Source organism: Brevibacterium pityocampae (assembly GCF_039541555.1).
Lineage (GTDB): Bacteria > Actinomycetota > Actinomycetes > Actinomycetales > Brevibacteriaceae > Brevibacterium > Brevibacterium pityocampae.
In genome coordinates this window covers 201,876-222,332 of sequence record NZ_BAABGL010000002.1, presented here as the reverse complement: position 1 = coordinate 222,332, position 20,457 = coordinate 201,876, and the positions used below count along the sequence as shown (strand labels likewise).

The following is a 20,457-nucleotide window of genomic DNA, read 5'->3' as shown; positions in this document are numbered from 1 at the left end:
TCCCGGAGTCCTCCTCCGGCACAGCTCCGACACCGGGCGCTTCCCGCGCATGTGTCCAGGTCATGGGCGATTCTGATCAATCGTTCAGGCCCCGGTTACAGTAGGCTGAGCAGTTCAGTAGAATTGCCGCACAACTGTATCCGCGCCCGACTTCCCCTCGGGCCACCTGGGAGGTTCACTCATGCACGCCCTGCAGATCCTCGCGATCATCATCGGCGTCGGCGCGACCATCGTCGGCTGGTCGTTCTTCCTGACCCGGGTCGGGAAGTTCGTCGGCTTCTTCAAGCTCGGCGCCCCGACCGCCGCCGGGGAGCGGACCTCCGAGCCGGGGAAGCGCACCGGAACCCTGATCAAGGAGTTCCTCGGCCACACCCGCATGGCCCGCCTCCCGATCGTCGCGATCGCCCACTGGTTCACGATGATCTCCTTCGGCGTGCTCGTCCTCACGCTCGCCCAGGCCACGATGCAGCTGTTCGACCCGCACGCGGTCCTCCCGCTCATCGGCCACTTCTTCCCGTACGAGTGGATCACCGAGTTCTTCGCCGTCACCGGCCTGCTCGGCATCATCGCGCTCATCATCATCCGGCAGCGGAACCATCCGCGCGATCTCCATCGCAAGTCGCGCTTCTTCGGCTCGAACTTCTGGCAGGCGTACTACGTCGAGTTCACCATCCTCATGGTGGCCCTGTGCATCGCCCTGCTCCGCGGCCTCGAGTACGTGCTCCAGGGCCGCGCCGGCCAGGAGAACCTGCTCCTCCACTTCCCGCTGACCTTCTGGATCGGCGAGCTCTTCTCCGGCCTGTCGACCGGCGCCGTCGAGGCCCTCATCGTCGTCATCGCGCTCGTCAAGATCCTCGTCTCCTACGCCTGGATGGTCACCGTCGGCCTCACCCCGACCATGGGTGTCGCCTGGCACCGCTTCCTCGCGTTCTTCAACATCTGGTTCAAGCGCCATGCGGACGGCCGCACCAGCCTCGGTGCCCTGCAGCCCATGCAGAACAAGGGCGAGGCGATCGACCTCGAGGCCATGGAGGACATGGACGAGGACGCCGTGCTCGGCGTCGGCAAGGTCGAGGACTTCACCTGGAAGGGCCTGCTCGACTTCTCGACCTGCACCGAGTGCGGTCGCTGCCAGAGCCAGTGCCCGGCCTGGAACACGGAGAAGCCCCTGAGCCCCAAGCTCATGATGATCAACCTCCGCAACCACGCCGACGCCAAGGCGCCGTGGCTCAAGGCCGCGGAGCAGGCGAAGGCCGAGGCGACGCCCCCGGCCCCGCTGCCCGAGGACGCGGACAAGAAGGCGAAGAAGGCCCACGCCAAGGAGATGGCCGCCTACCAGGGCATCACCGACCCGCACGAGAACCTCGACCTGCTCGGCACCCTGTCCCAGGCCGCCCAGACCGAGGCGGTCCGCCCGCTCGTCGGCGCCCAGGACGTCGAGGAGCTCGCAGAGATGGGCGTCATCGACCCCGATGCCCTGTGGTCGTGCACCACCTGCGGCGCCTGCGTCGAGCAGTGCCCCGTCGACATCGAGCACGTCGACCACTTCGTCGACATGCGTCGCTACCAGGTGCTCATCGAGTCGGCCTTCCCGACCGAGCTGTCCGGCCTGTTCAAGAACCTCGAGAACAAGCAGAACCCGTGGGGCATGTCCCAGCGCAAGCGCATGGAGTGGGCGAAGAACCTCGACTTCGAGATCAAGCAGGTCGGTGCCGACATCGAGGACCTCGGCGAGGTCGAGTACCTGTTCTGGGTCGGCTGCGCAGGCGCCTTCGAGGACCGCGCGATGAAGACCACGCAGGCGATCGCGGAGCTGCTCCACACCGCGGGCGTCGACTTCGCCGTGCTCGGCGACGGCGAGTCCTGCACCGGCGACCCGGCCCGCCGCGCCGGCAACGAGTTCCTCTACCAGATGCTCGCGCAGGCGAACGTCGAGGTGCTCAACGAGATGAAGGCGCGCAAGATCGTCGTGTCGTGCGCGCACTGCTTCAACACGATCGCCAACGAGTACCCGCAGATCGGCGGCAAGTTCGAGGTCGTGCACCACACCCAGCTGCTCAACAAGCTCGTCCGCGAGAAGCGCCTCACCCCGGTCGCCCCGGCCGCCGGTGAGACCGTGAGCACCCCGGTGACCTACCACGACCCGTGCTACCTCGGCCGTCACAACGGCATCTACACCCCGCCGCGCGAGCTCATCGGCTCCCTGCCGGGCCTCGAGTACCGCGAGATGGAGCGCTCCCAGGAGCGGTCGTTCTGCTGCGGCGCCGGCGGTGCGCGGATGTGGATGGAGGAGACCATCGGCTCCCGCATCAACATCAACCGCACGCAGGAGGCCGTGGCCACCGGTGCCGAGCAGATCGCCGTGGGCTGCCCGTTCTGCCGCGTCATGCTGTCCGACGGCCTCACCGCCGAGCAGTCCGAGGGCAACGCCTCGGAGGGCGTCGAGGTGCTCGACGTCGCGCAGATGCTGCTCGCCGGCGTGCGCCGGGGCCAGGGCGGACAGGGCGGTCGCACCGACGCCGAGGAGCCCGCTCCCGTCTGATCCGCAGGACCGGGAACGCGCTCACATCACCGGATCCCCCGCACGGCCTGCACCGCTGGCCGGACGGGGGATCCGGTGCGTCCGGGCACGAACGGTGCCGCGGCCCGAGCTCGCGGGAGCGCGGCCCCTGCGACTCGGGGCCTCCTACTCGAAGGGCAGGGTGACGGCGCCGAGGCCGGCGAACTCGGCGCGGACCACCTGGCCGGCGGCCACCGGCACGGCCGCGCACACCGAACCGAGCATGACGACGGAGCCGGCACGCATGACCGTGCCGCGTGCACCGAGCTCGTTCGCGAGCCACACGAGGGCGTTGAGCGGGTTGCCGAGGACCGCACCGCCGGCACCCGAGGCGACGGTGCGGCCGTCGACCTCGAGGACGCAGCCGGTGAGGACCGGATCGAAGTCGTCCCAGCGGATGCGCCGGGTGCCGAACGCCGCGGCTCCGAAGCTCGCGTTGTCGGCCACGGAGTCGACGACGGTGATCCGCCAGTCGGCCACCCGGGAGTCGATGATCTCGAGCGAGGCGAGCGCGTGGTCGATCGCGGCGAGCGCCTGCAGCGCGGTGACGCCGGGCCCGGCGAGATCCTGGCCCAGGACGACGGAGATCTCCGGCTCGATCTTCGGTGCGATGAACCGGCCGGTGTCCACGGGAGCCCCGGACAGCAGCAGTCCGCTGCGGGTGAGCACCCCGAAGTCCGGTTCGCGGACACCGAACTGGTCCTGCATCGCGCGCGAGGTCAGACCGATCTTGTACCCGACGACCGCATAGCCGGATCCCACTCACTCCTCGATCTGGAGACGCTGCACCGCGTAGGCGTCGTCGAGGTCCATGCCGGGGTGGGCCGCGCTCGGCTGCGGGATCGGCGTCCCGGTGCGGTGCGCCTCGGCGAGGGCGGAGGCGAGTGCGGAGCGCTGGGTGTCCTCGAGCATGGTGTCCTCCTGGCGGGCGGCTCCCGGCGGGTCTGTTCCGGCAGGAGCCGGTGGGGGCTGAGGTCAGTCGGCGCCGAGCGCGTCGAGCGCGGCCCGCACCTGGGGGACGGTGAGCTGGCCGGGTGCGGAGATCTCGCCGACGGCGGCGAAGGTGGCCGCGGAGCCGAACTCGCTGCCGACGAGGCGGGTGGCCTTGCCGAGCTCGCCCATGGAGATCGCGACGACCGGGATCGGCAGGGTGGCCTGGGCGCGCTCGCCGACGCTGAGCACCTCGAGCACGTCGGTGCGGTGCTCGGGCATGACGGCGATCTTCGCGACGTCCGCACCGGCCCGGTGCATCTTCGTCATGAGGCTCATGAGGTGCTCGGCCGGAGGGGTGTGCTCGAAGTCGTGGAAGGACGCCAGCACGGACACCCCGGCGTCGTGGGCGCGGCCGATGAGCGACTCGGCGGTGTGCCGCTGGAACTCGATGTCGACTGCGGCGGGGGCGAGCTCGATGAAGGTGCTCACGAGCCCGGCGTAGGCGTCGTCCGTGAGCGGGGCGAAGCCGCCCTCGCCCCGGGTGCGGACGGTGACGAGGACGGGCTGGTCGGCGGCCGCGCGCAGTGCCTCCCAGCCCTCGCGCACGATGCCGCGGATCCCTTCGAGCTCGTGGGTCTCGAGCGGGTGGTCGGCGCCGCGGAGGACGTCGAGGGCGTCGACGCGCCATTCGATGACGTCGACGCCCTCGGCGCACCGGGCCGCCTGCTCGCCGAGCGCGGACGGGGTGGGTGCGGTGAGCGGGACGATGACGGCGGGAAAGGCATCCGCGGGCGCGAAGGGCAAGGGCTTCATGCGTCCCACTGTAGTCCGCCCGCGCGGCGTCTCATCCCTCGAACAGGCGGCTGCCGATGTAGTCGCCGTCCGCGATTCCCGGCGGGATCGCCCACACCGTCGAACCGATCGGGGTGGTCCACTGGTTGAGCAGGTCCATGCCGCCGAGCCGGCGCTGGATGGGGAGGAACTGGCGTCCGATGTCCGCCTGGTACGAGGCGAACATCAGTCCGGCCGTGCTCACCCGGCGGGACCCCGACGGGCCGGTGCCTGCCGTGGAGGCCTCGGGCACCCCGTGGTAGTTGTACACCCGCCGGAAGATCTGCTCCTCCGGCTTCGCCTCGTTCCGGGACCGCGCCACGTGGCTCGCCGGCGAGATCCTCGTGAGCCCGCGGGCGTCCACCGCGGTGAGGTCCGGGACATCGTGCTCGTCCGTGCCGGTGAGCGGCGCGCCGGAGGCGAGGTCCCGGCCGACGGCGAACTCACGTGCCGGCCGGTCCGCCTCGTCCCAGGTCTCCATGTCCATCGCGATGTCGCGCAGCACGAGGGTGGTGCCGCCCTCGCGCAGCCAGGCGGGATGATCCGCGCCGAGGTCGAGAGGCGGCTCGCCGCGGGCGGAGAACACCGGATCCGCCCGGCCGGTGCTCTCTCCCCAGACGAGGCGGGCGAAGTCCTCGGAACCGGGGCCCGGATTGGCGGTCCCGTCGACCTGGCCGAACATGTTGCGCTGCGTGGTGCCGGTCGGATCGGACCCGTAGGCACGGCGGAACGCGGTGCGCGACCAGGCGACCGCGGCGAACGCGCGCGCGTCCTTGAGCAGCATCCGTGCGGCGTGCGCGACGGCGAGCGCATCGTCGCCGCAGATCTGCAGGAGCAGGTCGCCGCGGCTGCGCTCCGGTTCGAGACGGTCGATCGTGAACTCCTCGAGGGGTCGCAGCCAGTCGGGGACGTGGCGGCGGCCGGCGAGCGCGACGAGTCGCTCGCCGAATCCGAACGTCACGGTGAGCCTGGCCGGCTGCGGCGTGAGCTCGGGCTCGGGGTCGGCGAGCGGGGCGCGGCCCTGGGTGAGGGCCGCGGCGTCGTCGGTGAGCAGCCGCAGCATGCTCACCGCTCGGCGCGCGGTCGTCTCCTCCTCGAGATCGATGCCGATGAAGAGGGCGTGGGCCTGCGGAATCGTCTCGACCCCGGCCTGGTGGCGGGCGTGGAAGGGCTCGAGGCGGGCTCCGTTGAGGCCGGAGGTGTCGGGCAGCGCGGCGGGTGCCGGTGCCGGGTCCCGCGGTGCGAGGAGACCGGCGCCGACCCCGGCGCCGACACCGAGGACCGAGGCGCCGAGGACGTGGCGGCGACGGATGTCCATGGGTTCAGCTCCTGGAGGTGTGTGGTGGTGGATGGGCAGCGCATCGGAGTGGGCAGTGCGCTGGAGTAGGCGGAGATGGTGGGCAGTGCGTCGGGGTGGGTGGAGACGGGACCGGGGCGGAGCCGGCCCAGCACCGGTGAGGAACCGGTCCCAGGAGGAGCGGGTCGAGGTGCTCCGCGGCCCGGGCACCTCGCGCCCGGGCCGCGGTGCACCCTCGGCCGGTCAGTGGCCGTGGTCCTGCACGTACTCCTCCTGGGCGCCGGTGAACTCCTTGGCGACGACCGTCGTCTCGACCTCGCCGCCGGCGGTGAGCAGGGTGATCGTCACCTCGTCGCCGGGGAGGATCGGCTCCTGCAGGTCCATGAGCATGACGTGGTCGCCGCCGGGCTCCAGGGAGAGGGAGCCGCCGGCGGGAACGAGGAACCCGCCCTCCTTCTCCTGCATCATCGTGCTCCCTCCGTCGTCGCTCGCGGTCTCGTGGAGCTCGGCGGATCCGGCGGCCGCGCTCTCGGCCCCGGTGATCCGGAGTTCGGAATCGGTGGGGTTGCGCAGGGTGCCGAAGGCACCGGTCATCCCCTCCTCGGCGGCCTTGACCCAGCCGTCCTCCCAGACGAGGGGCGCTGCGTCGGAGGCCTCGGCAGCGGCATCTCCGGTCTCGGAGCCGCCGGGGTCCGCTGCGGCCCCCGCAGTCGGATCCGCAGCGCCGGATTCGGACGGGCCGGGTGCGGAGCTCCCTGTCGGACCGCAGGCGGCGAGGCCCAAGCTCAGGCCGATCGCGGTCGCGGTGAGGAGCGCTCGGCCGAGCCCTGGAGCGACTGCTCGCGAGGTGGCCCGGGTCGTGGTGGTCGGTGCTGTAGCGGCCAGTGCTGTTCTGGCCGGTGCTGTGGTGGTCGGTGTCTTCACGGTGTGTCCTACTGGGGGTGATCGGTCGAGCCGCTCGGCACCGGGGACAGGAGTCGGCACCGCCGCGCTCCGCCGTGGTGCCGCGCCGGCAGCCGCAAGGCCGGTCGGCCGGTTGGGCAGACGGGCGGACCGGCGGGAAGGCCGGCGAACCGTCGTCGAGCGCGCGATCAGTTGGGCCGGGGCCATGGGCTGGGCCGGCGATTGCGCCGAATGCTGGACCGACGGTCCATCACGGCCGGCGGGCCGCCGCGGGGGCGGGTCAGCGGGAGCGTGCGTGCACCTCGGCGTCGGAGCGATCGACCGATCGGTGGATGGGATGAAGCACCCGAGCGGGTGCGCTGTGCCGGACGACGGCGGCGTCAGGCAGGGAGCGCCGACGGGGGCCCCCGGCGGAACTGCGCGCCGAGGACCGCCGTGGAGACCCGCATGACCAGCGGGGACCGCGGAATGCGGGGCGCACGGCGCTGCGCGGGCCGGGCACGCGGAGCGAGGAGGAGTGCGAGCGGGGCGAGGAACTCGTCGAACAGTGCGAGCAGCATCCCCTCGCCGTGCCGCAGGAAGGCGACGGTGAGGACGGTGGCGCACAGGTGGGCAAGCAGCATCGCCGAACCGGTCCCGGCGCCCGCCGTGTGGGCGGCGTGGGCCGCGCTGTCCGCGGTGCCGAGCACGAGCAGTTCCGCACCCGAGTGCATGCTGCGCACCTCGATCGGGCCTGCGGAGAACACGGTCATGGTGCCGTGGAGGAGCACCTGGGCGAGCGCGACGACGGCGGTCAGGGAGAGGACGCCGAGGCGCCGGCGGGCGAGCATCGCCCCCACCCACAGGGTGAGGACGAAGGCGACGACGACGGCGAGCACGGATCCGGCTCCCCCGGCCCCTGCATGGAAGACGAGGGCGGTGAGCGTCGCGCCGGAGGCGGCGGCCAGTGATCGCCACAGGCGCACGTGCCCGGACATCCGATCGCCTCCTCCTGGCTGTCGCCGTTCCTGCGGGCCGCGGTGGCGAGCGAACGACAGCGCCACCGGGTCGGCGCCATTCTACCAAGCGTAGAAGTGCCTGATCCCGACGGGAGGAGCACGTGCGGATGCACAGCCGGGGAACCGGCCTCGCGCCACGGCAGTCGGGGGGCGACTCCCCAGGTCAGAGGCTCGGGATTGTGATCGCGCGGGCCGTTTCCGACCGGCCGGGAGTAACGATCCCGTAACTCCCCACTGGCGAGCATCGTCCCAGGTGAGAAGGTCATAAGTGGCCAGATTCGCACCTCGGCCACGGGATGGGACCGCTCGCTGAGACAGTCCTGACGACGCCGGTCGATATGGTCGATGAGTCAGAGGTGGAGCACACCCGGGGTCCCCACGCGCTTCTCGCACCGTCTTCCGCGGTCGTCCGCGACGCCCAGCGCCGCACCGAGCGGCCCCGCAGCCGGCACCGGCGAGCTCGCTCCACTGCACGCACCGACAGGAAGGACTCGTCCTAGTGACAGCTGTCCGCGCCTCCCACGTCTACAAGGTTTTCGGCCGCAACGGGAAAGAGGTCGTCCAGGGCCTCAAGGCCGGTAAGACCCGGGACGAGCTCAGGAGGCTCGGCACCGCGGCCGTCATCGACGCGAGCTTCGAGGTCGAGAAGGGCGAGAGCTTCGTCGTCATGGGCCTCTCCGGCTCCGGCAAGTCGACTCTCATCCGGATGATCAACGGCCTGTGGGCCCCCACCGCCGGCACCGTGGAGGTCGCCGGTCAGGACATCTCACGGATGAGCTCCGGCCAGCTGCGCAAGCTCCGCAGCGACAACATCGCAATGGTGTTCCAGCACTTCGCGCTCCTGCCCCACCGCACGGTGCGGGAGAACGCGGCATACGCGCTCGAGATCAAGCAGGTCTCGAAGACGCACCGGCTCGAGCGCGCCGACCACTGGCTCCAGGTCGTCGGGCTCGGCGGCTGGGGCGACAAGTATCCCGGCCAGCTCTCCGGCGGCATGCAGCAGCGCGTCGGCCTGGCGCGCGCGCTCGCCGCGGAGACCGACATCCTCCTCATGGACGAGGCGTTCTCCGCACTCGACCCGCTCATCCGGCGCGAGATGCAGGACCAGCTCGTCGAGCTCCAGTCGACCCTCAACAAGACGATCATCTTCATCACCCACGACCTCAACGAGGCGATGTACCTGGGCGACCGGATCGCGGTCATGCGCGACGGCCGCATCGTGCAGATCGGCACGGCCGAGGACATCCTCACCGACCCGACCGATGAGTACGTCGCGAGCTTCGTCCAGGACGTCGACCGCACCCGTGTGCTCACCGCCTCGTCGATCATGCAGAGGCCGACCGCGGTCATCACCGACACCGCCGGGCCGCGCATGGCGATCCGGATGATGGAGGACGTCAAGACCTCGGGCCTGCTCGTCACCACCCGCGACCGGCGGCTCGTCGGCCAGATCAGCGACCGGGCCGCCGTCAACGCCTCGCGCGAGGGCGCCAAGGACCTCCGCAGCGTCATCACCACGGAGAACGTCCTCACTGTGCGACCCGAGGCCCCGATGTCGGAGCTGTTCGCCCAGAGCTCCTCCTCCCCCGTGCCGCTGGCCGTGGTCGACGAACAGGACCGTCTCATCGGCGTCGTCCCGCGCATCGCGCTGCTCAACTCGATGGCGAGCGTCAGCCCGTCGACCGGCGAACTGCCGATCACCCGGCTGTCCGACAGCGACACCGGCCAGCAGGCGGAGGCTGATGAGGTGGTCGCGAGTCGGCCGACCGCCGGCGATCCCGCCGGTGCTTCCGCGGTCGGCGGCGCATCCGCAGTCGACTATGCATCCGACTCCGCCCCAGAGGGCGTCTCGGGCGAGAGGCCGAACGACATCGACGATGCCGGACGACCGGGAGCGGCCTCACCGATCGGCGGCACCGCCCCCTTCGTCTTCACTCCCCCGGAGTCGGCCGGCGCGTCCGCATTCGGCGGCGAGTCTCCCGAAGCGGAGCCCCCGACCGGCCCCGATGCCCCCGCACCCACCGACGAGAAGGGAGTCTGAGCCATGGAGTTCGATTTCTTCAACCCGCGCATCCCGTTCGGTCAGTGGATCGAGAGCTTCATCGATTGGTCCACCGAGACCTTCAGCCTCCTGCTGAGCCTCCTCTCCACCGTGCTCGGCGGTCTCTACGACTTCTTCTTCTGGGCGCTGAGCTCGCCGGTGTACCTCATCATGATCGTCGTCCTCGCCGCACTGGCCTGGCTCGCGAGCGGCTGGAAGCTCGCCGTCTTCACCCTCGTCGGCTTCTATCTGATCCGCGCGCTCGACCAGTGGACCAACTCGATGTCGACGCTCGCTCTCGTCATCGTCGCCGTCCTCATCGCAGTCGCGATCTCGATCCCGCTCGGCATCCTCGCCGCCAAGTCGGACATCGTCTCGACGATCCTCAAGCCGGTCCTCGACTTCATGCAGTCGATGCCGGCACTCGCCTACCTCGTGCCGATCATCGTGATCTTCGGCATCGGCCAGGTCCCGGGAGCGATCGCCACGATCATCTTCGCGCTGCCCCCGGGAGTGCGCCTCACCGAGCTGGCGATCCGCCAGGTCGATCCCGAGGTCGTCGAGGCCGGACAGGCGTTCGGCGCCTCGGACGGGCACATCCTCTCCCGGATCCAGCTGCCCCTGGCGATGCCGACGATCATGGCGGGCATCAATCAGGTGATCATGCTCGCCCTGTCGATGGTCGTCCTCGCCGGCATGGCCGGAGCGCAGGGCCTCGGCGGTGCGGTGATCTCCTCGATCAGCTCGCTCAACATCGCTCTCGGTGTCGAGGCCGGGCTCGCCGTCGTCATCATCGCCGTCTACCTCGACCGTGTCACCGCCGCGCTCGGCAACCGCTCCGCCCTCGAGCGGGCTCGATCCGCATGACTCGACCCGGGCACGGGCGCCGACCCCGGTGCTCGCTGCGCGGCTCTTCAGCCCCATCGCACTGACCATCTTCCGATACCAGCATCCGATCCACCGAGGAGGAACCATGAAACTCACCACGATGTCCAAGGTCGGCGGCGTCCTCGCCGCCTCCGTGCTCGCACTCACCGCCTGCGGCGTCTCGAACGAGGGCGGAAATTCCGGAGGAGGCGGAGACGAGACCGCCGCCGGCGGCGGCTCCGAGGTCGACTGGTCCGACTGCACTCCGGGTGAGGAGTCCGCGGACACCAGCTCGATGGAAGCCGATTCGGACACCGACATCACCATCGGCGCCTTCGACGGCTGGGACGAGTCCTTCGCCGCGGCCCACCTCTACAAGTACCTCCTCGAACAGGACGGCTACACCGCCGACGTCCAGTCGTTCCAGGCCGGGCCGGGCTACACCGGCCTCGCCGAGGGCGACATCGACGTCATCCTCGACGGCTGGCTGCCCCTGACCCACGCCGACTACCTCGAGCAGTACAGCGAGGACATCGAGGCGCACGGGTGCTGGTACGACAACGCCAAGCTCACGCTCGCCGTGAACGAGGACTCGCCGGCCCAGTCGATCGCCGACCTCGCGGAGATGGGCGACGAGTACGGCAACCGGATCGTCGGCATCGAGGCGGGCGCAGGCCTGACGAAGACCACCGAGGAGTCCGCCATCCCGACGTACGGCCTCGAGGACTACGAGTTCATCGTGTCGTCGACCCCGGCGATGCTCTCGGAACTCAAGAAGGCGACCGACAGCGGGGACAACATCCTCGTCACCCTGTGGCGTCCGCACTGGGCCTACGACGCCTTCCCGGTCCGTGACCTCGAAGATCCCGAGGGTGCGATGGGCGAGGCCGAGCTCATCTACAACTTCACCCGCTCCGGATTCAGCGACGACCACCCGAAGGCCGGTCAGCTGCTGAAGAACCTCGTCATCGACGACGAAGCCCTCTCCAGCCTCGAGAACGTCATGTTCTCCGAGGAGAACTACAACGGTGAGGACCTCGACGGTGCCGTGGAGGAGTGGGCCGGCGACAACGCCGAGTTCTTCGAGAACTGGAAGTCGGGCTCGATGGCCGGCTGATCCCGACCCGACCGACGAGGAACGGCCCTGCGGCGTCACGCTGCAGGGCCGTTCCGTGTGCAGGGCCGTTTGGTGTGCAGGGCCGTTCCGACAGCTGCTCTCCACAGCATCCGGTGGATGAATCCTGCCGCGCGAAACTCTGTTCGAATATGCCCTTGCACTGTTCGATTCCATCGGCTAGCATGGTCGTATGATTCGAACACATTATTCATTCGATGACGATTGGATCGGAATGCGTAGAGGAAGCGACGGTGATGCTCACTGTGCATGAGCCCACGGGCTACCGCAGCCGCCACACGCGTCCTTCACCGGCGCTGGTCTCCGAATCGGACCTCAGCGCGATCACCGCAGGCTTTCCCGAGGTCCTCGAATCGATCACCGCCATCACCCGCCTCGCGGCCGACATCCGGGCGCACGCCCGCAGCCTCAGCGCGTCGGACATGCTCGCCGGTCTGCGTGGGATCGAGGACCTGCGTCGCCGCCTCGATGGCCTGTCGGCCGAACTCACCGCCCAGTTCTCCCGTGAATCCGATACCGCTGCCTATGGCGCGCGCAGCACTCGCTCGCTGCTGCGGGAGAAGCTGCGCATCTCCGGCGGGGAGGCGCAGAGGCGGCTGCGACTGTCGGAGGCAGTCGGTTCGCGTACGAGCCTGACCGGGGAGAGCATGGAACCGGAGATGCCCGCACTCGCCGAAGGCATCCACTCCGGCACCTTCTCCGCCTGCCAGGTCACCGGTGCCGCCCGGGTCGCACACGAACTGCCGTCGACGGTGTGGGAAGCCGAAGCTCCGACGATCGACCGGCTGTTCGCCGAGAACCTCAACACGGTGCAGGTCGCCGACATCCCCACCCTCAACCGACGGGTGCTCGATCGCCTCGATCCGGATGGGGAGATGCCGAGCGAGCGCACGCACCCCGACCGCTACCACGTGACGCTGTCCTCGCGGAAGAACGGCGACTGGTCGCTCACCGGACTGCTCACTCCCGCGACCGGCACCGCCCTGCACGCACTGCTCACCGACCGGTCCGCCGACCGCGCGGACCAGCGCTCAGGGGATCCGCGATCAGGCACGCCAGGATCGATTGACGCGGGCTCCTGCGAAACCTCACCCCCGAGCGGTGGTGACGGAGCCTCACCCCCGAGCGGTGGTGACGGAACGACCGCAGACATCCCTCCGCGCACAGCAGAAGCAGCAGATTCACCCGCCGGATGGAGCTTCCTCACTCCATCGGCCACGGGTGTCACGCGGGACGGAGAGCCGGCCCATCATCATGTGGAGCCTGATCGCCGCCCCGACGGCGTCCGCCGGCACGAGCGCTTCTCACAGCTCATGACCTCCGTCGCCCGTGATCGCACGCAGTACGGCCCCGGGTTCGCTCTCATCGTCAGCGCGACAGCAGAGCAGATGGCCCGGGGCCGCGGAGAGGTCGAGACCCAGGCCGGGACCCCGATCCGGCTCGAGGATCTGCTCGCGCTGTCAGCCGGCGGTCAATTCTTCTACCACTCGACCAAGCCGGGCACCGAGAAGGTCGAGATGCGCACCGAGAACCGCTTCGCGAACAAGAAGCAGATGGTCTGCCTCACCGCACGCGACCACGGGTGCACCTTCCCCGACTGCGACATGCCCGCCGGCTGGTGCGACGCCCACCACATCGTTCCCCACGCCCGCGGAGGGCCGACCGACACCGAGAACCTCTCACCCTCGTCTGCGCCTTCCACCACCACCAGCACGAGCGATGGGGCTGGGAGGCCGTGATGATCGACGGGCTGCCCGCCTGGCGCCCGCCGGGATATCTCGATGCCTTCCGCGAACCGGTCTTCCACTCCCGCTTCCGCGCTCGGCTCCTCGAGCTCCCCGCCGCACTCGTCAGCACCCCGTCCGGAGCGAACGGCAGAGAGGAAGCACGCCGACGATCATGGGACGACGATGTGCCGCCGTTCTGAGAGCGTGGGGTCGCTCAGCTCTGTGCGCGTGCGGTCCCTCAGATCTGAGAGCGGGTGTCACTCAGTCCTGAGCGCGTGCGGTCGCTCAAAGCGCGGGCCGGTCGCTCAAGGAGACAGAGCGTCACATCCGCAGCCAGACGTCGGCGACGTCCTTGATCATCGCGCCGGACTCCTCGGCGTCGGAGAGCCACTCGACCGGCGTACCGGAAAGATCGCGGGTGCCATCGGCGAGGACGATCACATCGAAGTTGCACGCCAGCGCCGCCATCGCGGTGTGACGGATGGCCTCCTGGACGTCGACGCCGCCGATGATGATCCGGTCGACCGCGAGGTCATGGAGACCCGCCGCCAGATCATCGACGCCGTCGAATGCGTCGGCGGACTCCGACACCAGGCCCAGGTCGTCCCCGACCTCGAACACCGACTCCGGCAGCTCCGGGGCGCCCGGCGCCACGGGTGCCGACACGAACGCCACGACCCCGCCGGTGGCCCGTGCACGGGAGATCAGATCAGCGATGACCTCGGTGATGCCCGTCGCCTCCGCGCGCGTCTCCTCCGTGTTCATCACCATGAGTGCGTCCATGGGATTAGCATGCCATAGTGAGGCATCACCCGATCGGCGCGGACATTCGGCCCCATCCCGGGGCGGCGGACACGCGGATCCACGCTCGACCGGGCGGCACACGAGGAGGCACAGGATGTCCGACCCGAGCGACGAGGCGCCTCCCGGTCCCGGCGGAATGCCGGGCGGCTCCGCGCCGGGAGAGTCACCTCGACGCCCCGACACCGCCTCGACCTCCGGCACCTTCGTCCTCTACACCGACGGCGAGGACTCGACTCACCTCTCCACGATCACCGAGGCCGCCGATGCGCTCGCCGCGGCACCCGCCAACCCCGACGCCCCGCCGTTCCTGTGGATCGACATGCTCCGACCCACCGACGCCGAGCTCGCCGAGCTCGCCGCACGCTTCGACCTCCACCCGCTGGCCGTCGAGGACGCCGTAGAAGCCCATCAGCGCCCCAAGTACGAACGCTACGGCTCCACCGACTTCATGGTCCTGCGCCCGGCGGCGCCTCGGCCCGGACGCCGGCCTGAGCACTCCCTCCTGAACCGGTTCGCCGAGGCGCCCGCTGTCGACTCCGGCCCCGCCGAGCCCCGGTCGTCAGCCGCCCTGACGACCGCGCACGCCGCCCCGCGGGCCCCGCACACCCCGGAGGCCGCGGAAGCCGACGCCGCAGGGCTCGACCGCACAGCCCCGGAGGAGGCCGAGATCACCGAGGTCGTGATCGGCGAGCTCCACATCTTCCTCGGCACCGACTTCATCATCGTCGTCCGGCACACTCCCGCCTTCGACATCGACGCCGTGAGGACCGTGTTCGAGGACGACCCGCGCTTCCTCGACCACGCCCAGTTCTCCGCGCTCTACCGGATCATGGACCGGGTGGTCGACGACTACGACCCTCTGCTCATCTCCCTCGAGGATCGCGCGGACGGTCTCGAGGAGCAGCTCTTCGGCACCGGCCCCATCCCCTCTCAGCAGGTGTACCGGCTGTCCCGCGAGCTCATCGAGCTCGAGCGCGCGGTGAGTCCCCTGTCCCCGCTCATGTCCGCCGTCTCCACCGTCCTCGAGCAGCACACCGCTCCTCCGGACCTCGCCCGCGGGCTGCGCGACGTCGCCGACCACGTCCACAGCGCCACCGAGCGCATCGAGCGGCTCCGCCAGCTCCTCCGGGAGATCTTCACGGTAAACTCGACCCTGATCTCCGAGCGCCAGAACGAGGACATGCGCCGCATGAACGAGCTCTCGATCACCCAGAACGAGCACATGAAGAAGATCTCGGCGTGGGCCGGCATCCTCTTCTTCCCGTCCCTCGTCGCCGGCGTCTACGGCATGAACTTCCAGCACATGCCGGAGCTCCACTGGCTCATGGGATACCCGTTCTCGCTCGCGATCATGGTGGCCGGCTGCGCGATCTTCTATGTCATCTTCAAACGCGTCGACTGGCTCTGAGCACCGGCCCGCCCGTCGACGACTGCCGCGCGACGGCGCGGACCTTCCGGCGGCGCTAACCTAGCGGCGACGCTAACCTACCGACGGCGCCGTGCGCCCCGTCTCACCGGTAGCCGAGCCCGTCCCGCGTCTGCTCACGGAGGGCATCCACCGTGCGTGCGATGAGCGGACGCTCCCGCGCACCCCGACGGATCGCGGCGACCACCCGTCGGTGGGGTGCCGCCGGGCCGGCGACGGGGACCCGGACCACCCGGTAGTCGCTCGAGATCCGCGCCAGCCGCGGGACCAGCCCGATCCCCAGACCCTTCTCGATGAGCGTCGCCTCGGTGTCCCACTCAGCGACCTCGTGCGCCACCCGGGGTGTCGTCCCGGCGGCCGTGAATGCCGCGATGAACAGGGCTCGGTACGGAGTCCCCGGTCGCGCCGCGATCCACGGCTCCTCACCGACCTCCTCGAGGGAGATCGACTCCCGCCCGGCCAGGCGGTGGTCCGCCGGCAGCATGATGTCGAGCGGATCATCGAGGAGCGCGATCCGCTCGTAGCGGGGATCGCCGGCCCCGGCGCTGGCCTGCATCGACACGACGATCGCCAGGTCGAGGCGGTCGGCCAGCAGGAGGTCGAAGCAGCGCTGCGGGTCCGCCTCGACGATGGAGATCCCCAAACCGGGGGCCTCGGCCCGCAGCCGCACTGCGACCGGCGCGAGCAGGGCCGCCGTAGCTGTCGACATGCCGCCGAGCCGCAGCTGCTCCGCCTCCGCTCCGCCATCCGCGGCGAGGGCTGCACGCACGCCCTCCCAGTGCGTGAACAGGCCGTCGGACTCCTCGACGAGCCGCCTGCCGGCCGAGGTGAGCCTCAGCCCGCGTCCGTCCTTGTCGACGAGTCGCAGTCCGAGATCCGCCTGCAGCCCTCTGAGCTGGGCGGACACTGCCGACGGGGAGTAGTCGAGTGCCTCGGCGGCAGCCGTCACCGACCCGCAGGCGGCGAAGGTGCGGAGCACGGTGAGCCGATGATCGATCATCCACCTATTCTGCACGATACTGTCGATTTTCCTGCGCTTTTATTCGTCACTCACCGCTCGTACGCTGAGAGGACATGAGGATTCCGGGGCCGCCCCGGAGCCTTTCGGCCCCATCGCTGTGGAGCACAGATCATGACACTCGACTCGGTCCAGCACACCTCGGCAGCCCCGGCCCGCCGAGCCGCTCCCCCATCTCCCGCTGCGGAAGACGCCGCGTCCCTCGAGCGGCTCCGCACCCTCCTCGACCGGCGCCGCCGGTGGACCGCGCTCGAATCGCCCTTCTACTCCGACCCGGCGATCTTCGCCCACGACATCGCCGGGATCTTCGATCGTCACTGGTTCTTCGCCGCCTCGGTCGCGGAGATCCCCGAGCCCGGCGACTTCGTCACCATCGACGTCGGCAGCCGCTCCATCATCCTCATCCGCGACGACGACGGCGGGGTGAATGCGCTGCGCAACGTCTGCCGCCACCGCGGCGCCCGCGTGCTCACCGAGCCCAGCGGAAGCGTCGGCAACCTCGTGTGCGCCTACCACTCGTGGACCTACGGCCGCGACGGCTCGCTCATCCACGCCGCCGCGGCAGGTGCGGACTTCGACCCGGGCTGCTTCGGTCTCCGCAAGGTCCACAGCATGACGGTCGCAGGCCTGATCTTCCTCTGCCTCGCCCCGGAACCGCCCGCCGACTTCGCCGCCGTTGCCGAGATCTTCGCCCCCTTCGTCGAACCGCACGACATCCCCCGGACGAAGGTCGCCTTCCAGCAGGAGATCGTCGAGGAGGGCAACTGGAAGCTCGTGATGGAGAACAATCGCGAGTGCTACCACTGCGACGGTCATCCCGAGCTCGCCTGCTCCTACTTCACGACCTGGGGCCTGGAGGAGCACGAGGTGCCCGAGCACCAGATCGACACCTGGCACCGCTCGGTGCTCGCCGACCACGAGCTGCGCGAGCGCTGCGAGCGCTACGGCATCCCCTGGCAGGTCTACGACGCCCCGGATTCCCGCGAGGCCGGGATCCGGATGGGCCGCGATGCGCTCGACGGGGACGGCGAGTCCTTCTCCGCGACCGGCCGGCGACTGAGTGAGAAGCTGCTCGGCGACCTGCCGGACTTCCGGCTCGGCGACGGTTCGCTCCACCTCCAGCCCAACAGCTGGTTCCACCTGCTCGCCGACCACGTCATCACCTTCGCCGCGTTTCCCATGAGCGAGAACCGCACCCTCGTGCGCACCACCTGGCTCGTCGCCGACGACGCCGTCGACGGGGTCGACTACCGCGCCGAGGACCTCACCCACGTATGGCGGCAGACGAACATCCAGGATGCCGGCTTCGTGGGTCTGACCCAGCGCGGCGTCACCGATCCCGGCTACGTCCCGGGCCCCTACACCCCGACCGAGCACCAGGTCGAGGCCTTCGTCAACTGGTACACGATGCGCATGCAGGAGTACATCCGATGACCGCAGAGACGCAGCTCCATCCCCATTCCGGATTCGCCGACACGGCCGCGGAGGCCTTCCCCCGTGATGACGCGGGACGAGAGCACCGTGCCCTCGCCGAGGCGTCGGCGGACATGGCCACCGGGCCGGCGCTGCCCCAGGAGCACGTGTGGTGGCGGACCATCGGCCCCCGGTCCCCGGCGCGGCGCGGTGTGCGGATGCCGTGGGTCGCCGACCCGTCACAGCGGGCCGACCGGACGGCGTCCGCGGAATCACCCGGGCTCGAGGCCGCGGCCGAGGCCGTGATCGCACGCACCCCGGCACCCATGCACGCCCACGAGTTCGACATCGAATGCCTCGCCGTCACCCCGGAGACGCCCGAGATCATGAGCTTCACCTTCCGGCGCCGCGACGGCCGGCCGCTCGGGTTCCGGCCCGGGCAGTACCTCAATGTCGTCTTCCCCACCGACGCCGGACCGCGGGAGCGGAACTACTCCCTGTCGTCGTCCCCGACCGACCCCGCAGCCTTCCGGCTGAGCATCAAGCGGGAGGATTCCGGCACGGTGTCCCGCTGGGCCCACCACCACGTGCGCCCCGGCACCGTGCTCGAGGCGCTCGGACCGCTCGGCGGCTTCCACCTGCCGGACTTCGACCGGCGCGCCCGCTACCTCCTGCTCGCCGCCGGGGTCGGCGTCACCCCGCTCATCTCGATGGCGCGCACCCTCCACGCGCTCGACGGCAGCGCCGACGTCGTCGTCCTCCACCACGCGAGCACACCGCGCGACTTCGCCTTCGCCCGCGAGCTCCGCATCCTCGACGAGACCGATCCGCGGTTCACCGTCCGCTTCAGCCTCGGCGACCGGCCCAGCTCGGACTGGCGGGGGCTCACCGGCCGGCTCAGCGCGGACGCCCTCGGCGCGCTCGTCCCCGACGCCTGCGGCCGGATGGTGTTCGCCTGCGGACCCCCGGACTACCTGGCGCGGGCCCGCGCGGTTCTCGCGAAGCTCGGCGTCTCCCCCGTCTCCTTCTTCACCGAGACCTTCGATGACACGACCACTGCCGAGGGCACGGGGGCCGTCGATGCCACCGGAACCGGTGACGGACGGCGGGCTGCGGAGCACACGCTGCGCGATAGCGGCACGAGGCCTGCCGGCGGCGCGCTCACCCGCGATGCAGCACCCACCGCGGCCCCGCCGCAGCGCGACAGCGCGGATACCCGTCCGTGGATCACCTTCGCCCGGGCGGGCACCTCGGCCCCGGTCGAGGACGGGGACACGCTGCTGAGCGCCGGCCGGCGGGCCGGCGTCCCCCTCCGATCGAACTGCGCCTCCGGCATGTGCGGCACCTGCAAGGTCGGCCTGCTCTCCGGGCCGGTGGAGATGAAGCACGCCGGCGGCATCCGACAGCGTGAGATCGACGCCGGCACGATCCTCCTGTGCTGCTCGACCCCGGACGGCGACGTCGTCGTCGACGCCTGAGCCCCGGCTCGCACAGGGCCGGCCGGTCTCAGACCTGCACCACCGGCTGCACACCGCCGGGTTCCGCATATCATCGGGAGTACGAGGCGACGCAGTCCGCGCGCCCCGCCGCTCCGATCGCAGAGGATCCGCATGACCACCGAGAACGTCCGCCGCGCCCTCGCTTCCGGCGACCTGTCCCTGGGCACTTTCGTCATCGAGTTCGCGACCGAGGGCATCGGCGCTCTCACCACCCGCGCCGGAGCGGACTGGGTGCTCTACGACCTCGAGCACACCGGCTGGTCCCTCGACCGGATCCGCCCCGCCCTGGCGGTGTCCCGCCGGGAGGAGATCGCCTCGTTCGTGCGCGTCATCGGCACCGCCCAGCACCTGGTGTCCGGCGCCCTCGACGCCGGGGCCGAAGGGATCATGGTCCCCTACGTCAACTCCGCGGAGCAGGCCGCGGCCGTGGTGTCGTGGATGAAGTACCCGCCGCTCGGCGTGCGCGGCTCCGCGATGGGCATCGCCCACGATCTCTACACCGGCGGCAAGCCCGGCCCCAAGCAGGCCGCAGCCAACGAGTTCACCCTCTTCCTCCCGCAGATCGAGACCCCGGAGGCCGTCGCCCACGCTCGTGCGATCGCCGCGGTCGACGGCGTCGACGTGCTGTTCGTCGGCCCGATGGATCTGAGCACCAACCTCGGCGCGCCCGGCGACTTCACCACGGTGGAGTTCCGCGATGCCCTGGCACGGGTGGGCGAGGCCGCGCGCTCCGCGGGCAAGGCCGCGGGCATCTTCTCCGTCGACGACGAGCTCACCCGCGCCGCGATCGCCGAGGGGTTCCAGGTGATCTCCCACACCGCCGACTTCGCGATCTACCAGAGCGCCCTGCGCTCCCAGCTCACCGCCATGCGGTCCTGGGCCTCCGACTCCGGGGAGTGACCTCCCGGTCGGGGTGGGCGACTCCGGAACGGCCGGCCGACATCGCATGCTGCGGCATCGCGGACTGTGTGGCGCCCGACAGTGGGATGGCCGCCTCCCGGGTGA

General features: G+C 70.4%; 18 protein-coding genes. 10 read left to right on the top strand and 8 right to left on the bottom strand.

Annotated elements, in window-relative coordinates; translation table 11 throughout:
• Positions 1–181 precede the first annotated feature (181 nt).
• Positions 182–2,542, top strand: coding sequence for a (Fe-S)-binding protein (locus tag ABD883_RS01325; protein ID WP_295688518.1), 2,361 nt, complete (start codon positions 182–184; stop codon positions 2,540–2,542).
• 144 nt (positions 2,543–2,686) lie between these two features.
• Here the strand turns inward: ABD883_RS01325 and ABD883_RS01320 are convergent, their stop codons facing one another.
• From ABD883_RS01320 to ABD883_RS01295, 6 genes are all read right to left on the bottom strand, one after another.
• A complete protein-coding gene (locus tag ABD883_RS01320) occupies positions 2,687–3,322 on the bottom strand; it encodes a 2-keto-4-pentenoate hydratase (RefSeq protein ID WP_295688519.1) in 636 nt (211 codons plus the stop codon).
• Entirely contained in the window at positions 3,323–3,472 is a 150-nt protein-coding gene (locus ABD883_RS01315; RefSeq protein WP_295688521.1) for a hypothetical protein, read from the bottom strand.
• Between the two features lie 63 nt (positions 3,473–3,535).
• A complete protein-coding gene (aroD, locus tag ABD883_RS01310) occupies positions 3,536–4,306 on the bottom strand; it encodes a type I 3-dehydroquinate dehydratase (protein WP_295688523.1) in 771 nt (256 codons plus the stop codon).
• A 31-nt stretch (positions 4,307–4,337) separates the two neighbouring features.
• Positions 4,338–5,642 (bottom strand): Dyp-type peroxidase, encoded by a 1,305-nt coding sequence (locus ABD883_RS01305; protein WP_345029234.1) that lies wholly within the window; start codon positions 5,640–5,642, stop codon positions 4,338–4,340.
• A gap of 222 nt (positions 5,643–5,864) precedes the next feature.
• Positions 5,865–6,545 carry a copper chaperone PCu(A)C gene (locus tag ABD883_RS01300; RefSeq protein WP_295688527.1) on the bottom strand — a complete coding sequence of 227 codons (681 nt, stop codon included), beginning with the start codon at positions 6,543–6,545 and terminating at the stop codon, positions 5,865–5,867.
• 359 nt (positions 6,546–6,904) lie between these two features.
• On the bottom strand, positions 6,905–7,501 hold the full coding sequence (locus tag ABD883_RS01295) for a hypothetical protein (RefSeq protein WP_345029231.1): 597 nt from the start codon (positions 7,499–7,501) through the stop codon (positions 6,905–6,907).
• A 520-nt stretch (positions 7,502–8,021) separates the two neighbouring features.
• Here ABD883_RS01295 and ABD883_RS01290 point away from each other — a divergent pair.
• The 5 genes from ABD883_RS01290 (at position 8,022) to ABD883_RS01270 (ending at position 13,492) form a co-directional block, all read left to right on the top strand.
• Positions 8,022–9,563: a betaine/proline/choline family ABC transporter ATP-binding protein gene (locus tag ABD883_RS01290; protein WP_345029229.1), complete on the top strand. Its 1,542-nt coding sequence runs from the start codon at positions 8,022–8,024 to the stop codon at positions 9,561–9,563.
• 3 nt (positions 9,564–9,566) lie between these two features.
• On the top strand, positions 9,567–10,430 hold the full coding sequence (locus ABD883_RS01285) for an ABC transporter permease (RefSeq protein WP_137318628.1): 864 nt from the start codon (positions 9,567–9,569) through the stop codon (positions 10,428–10,430).
• A 106-nt stretch (positions 10,431–10,536) separates the two neighbouring features.
• Positions 10,537–11,547: a glycine betaine ABC transporter substrate-binding protein gene (locus ABD883_RS01280; protein ID WP_345029227.1), complete on the top strand. Its 1,011-nt coding sequence runs from the start codon at positions 10,537–10,539 to the stop codon at positions 11,545–11,547.
• 254 nt (positions 11,548–11,801) lie between these two features.
• Positions 11,802–13,304, top strand: a complete 1,503-nt coding sequence (locus tag ABD883_RS01275; RefSeq protein ID WP_345029225.1) for an HNH endonuclease signature motif containing protein — start codon at positions 11,802–11,804, stop codon at positions 13,302–13,304.
• Entirely contained in the window at positions 13,304–13,492 is a 189-nt protein-coding gene (locus ABD883_RS01270; RefSeq protein ID WP_345029222.1) for a hypothetical protein, read from the top strand. The genes ABD883_RS01275 and ABD883_RS01270 overlap by 1 nt, the downstream gene beginning before the upstream one ends.
• 121 nt (positions 13,493–13,613) lie before the next feature.
• Here the strand turns inward: ABD883_RS01270 and ABD883_RS01265 are convergent, their stop codons facing one another.
• Positions 13,614–14,075: an isochorismatase family protein gene (locus tag ABD883_RS01265; RefSeq protein WP_247424120.1), complete on the bottom strand. Its 462-nt coding sequence runs from the start codon at positions 14,073–14,075 to the stop codon at positions 13,614–13,616.
• A 115-nt stretch (positions 14,076–14,190) separates the two neighbouring features.
• Here ABD883_RS01265 and ABD883_RS01260 point away from each other — a divergent pair, with 115 nt between their 5' ends.
• A complete protein-coding gene (locus tag ABD883_RS01260) occupies positions 14,191–15,504 on the top strand; it encodes a magnesium and cobalt transport protein CorA (RefSeq protein ID WP_345029219.1) in 1,314 nt (437 codons plus the stop codon).
• Positions 15,505–15,607: 103 nt separating this feature from the next.
• Here ABD883_RS01260 and ABD883_RS01255 read toward each other — a convergent pair whose 3' ends face one another.
• Positions 15,608–16,522, bottom strand: a complete 915-nt coding sequence (locus tag ABD883_RS01255; protein WP_345029218.1) for a LysR family transcriptional regulator — start codon at positions 16,520–16,522, stop codon at positions 15,608–15,610.
• 132 nt (positions 16,523–16,654) lie between these two features.
• Between ABD883_RS01255 and ABD883_RS01250 the strand changes: the two genes are divergently transcribed.
• The 3 genes from ABD883_RS01250 to ABD883_RS01240 all read left to right on the top strand — a co-directional run bounded on the left by ABD883_RS01250 (position 16,655) and on the right by ABD883_RS01240 (position 20,352).
• A complete protein-coding gene (locus tag ABD883_RS01250) occupies positions 16,655–17,974 on the top strand; it encodes an aromatic ring-hydroxylating oxygenase subunit alpha (protein WP_137318622.1) in 1,320 nt (439 codons plus the stop codon).
• A complete protein-coding gene (locus tag ABD883_RS01245; protein ID WP_345029216.1) occupies positions 17,971–19,431 on the top strand; it encodes a flavin reductase family protein in 1,461 nt (486 codons plus the stop codon). The genes ABD883_RS01250 and ABD883_RS01245 overlap by 4 nt, the downstream gene beginning before the upstream one ends.
• Positions 19,432–19,563: 132 nt before the next feature.
• Positions 19,564–20,352, top strand: coding sequence for an HpcH/HpaI aldolase family protein (locus ABD883_RS01240; RefSeq protein WP_345029214.1), 789 nt, complete (start codon positions 19,564–19,566; stop codon positions 20,350–20,352).
• The last annotated feature ends 105 nt before the right edge of the window (positions 20,353–20,457 follow it).

What these genes read in the sequence shown, in the direction of transcription:
- ABD883_RS01260 (WP_345029219.1), top strand. Translation starts at nt 14,191, where the DNA reads ATGTCCGACCCGAGCGACGAGGCGCCTCCCGGTCCCGGCGGAATGCCG.
- ABD883_RS01295 (WP_345029231.1), bottom strand. Translation starts at nt 7,501, where the DNA reads ATGTCCGGGCACGTGCGCCTGTGGCGATCACTGGCCGCCGCCTCCGGC.
- ABD883_RS01250 (WP_137318622.1), top strand. Translation starts at nt 16,655, where the DNA reads ATGACACTCGACTCGGTCCAGCACACCTCGGCAGCCCCGGCCCGCCGA.
- ABD883_RS01240 (WP_345029214.1), top strand. Translation starts at nt 19,564, where the DNA reads ATGACCACCGAGAACGTCCGCCGCGCCCTCGCTTCCGGCGACCTGTCC.
- ABD883_RS01255 (WP_345029218.1), bottom strand. Translation starts at nt 16,522, where the DNA reads ATGATCGATCATCGGCTCACCGTGCTCCGCACCTTCGCCGCCTGCGGG.
- ABD883_RS01265 (WP_247424120.1), bottom strand. Translation starts at nt 14,075, where the DNA reads ATGGACGCACTCATGGTGATGAACACGGAGGAGACGCGCGCGGAGGCG.
- ABD883_RS01275 (WP_345029225.1), top strand. Translation starts at nt 11,802, where the DNA reads ATGCTCACTGTGCATGAGCCCACGGGCTACCGCAGCCGCCACACGCGT.
- aroD (WP_295688523.1), bottom strand. Translation starts at nt 4,306, where the DNA reads ATGAAGCCCTTGCCCTTCGCGCCCGCGGATGCCTTTCCCGCCGTCATC.
- ABD883_RS01285 (WP_137318628.1), top strand. Translation starts at nt 9,567, where the DNA reads ATGGAGTTCGATTTCTTCAACCCGCGCATCCCGTTCGGTCAGTGGATC.
- ABD883_RS01325 (WP_295688518.1), top strand. Translation starts at nt 182, where the DNA reads ATGCACGCCCTGCAGATCCTCGCGATCATCATCGGCGTCGGCGCGACC.
- ABD883_RS01280 (WP_345029227.1), top strand. Translation starts at nt 10,537, where the DNA reads ATGAAACTCACCACGATGTCCAAGGTCGGCGGCGTCCTCGCCGCCTCC.
- ABD883_RS01270 (WP_345029222.1), top strand. Translation starts at nt 13,304, where the DNA reads ATGATCGACGGGCTGCCCGCCTGGCGCCCGCCGGGATATCTCGATGCC.
- ABD883_RS01305 (WP_345029234.1), bottom strand. Translation starts at nt 5,642, where the DNA reads ATGGACATCCGTCGCCGCCACGTCCTCGGCGCCTCGGTCCTCGGTGTC.
- ABD883_RS01245 (WP_345029216.1), top strand. Translation starts at nt 17,971, where the DNA reads ATGACCGCAGAGACGCAGCTCCATCCCCATTCCGGATTCGCCGACACG.
- ABD883_RS01315 (WP_295688521.1), bottom strand. Translation starts at nt 3,472, where the DNA reads ATGCTCGAGGACACCCAGCGCTCCGCACTCGCCTCCGCCCTCGCCGAG.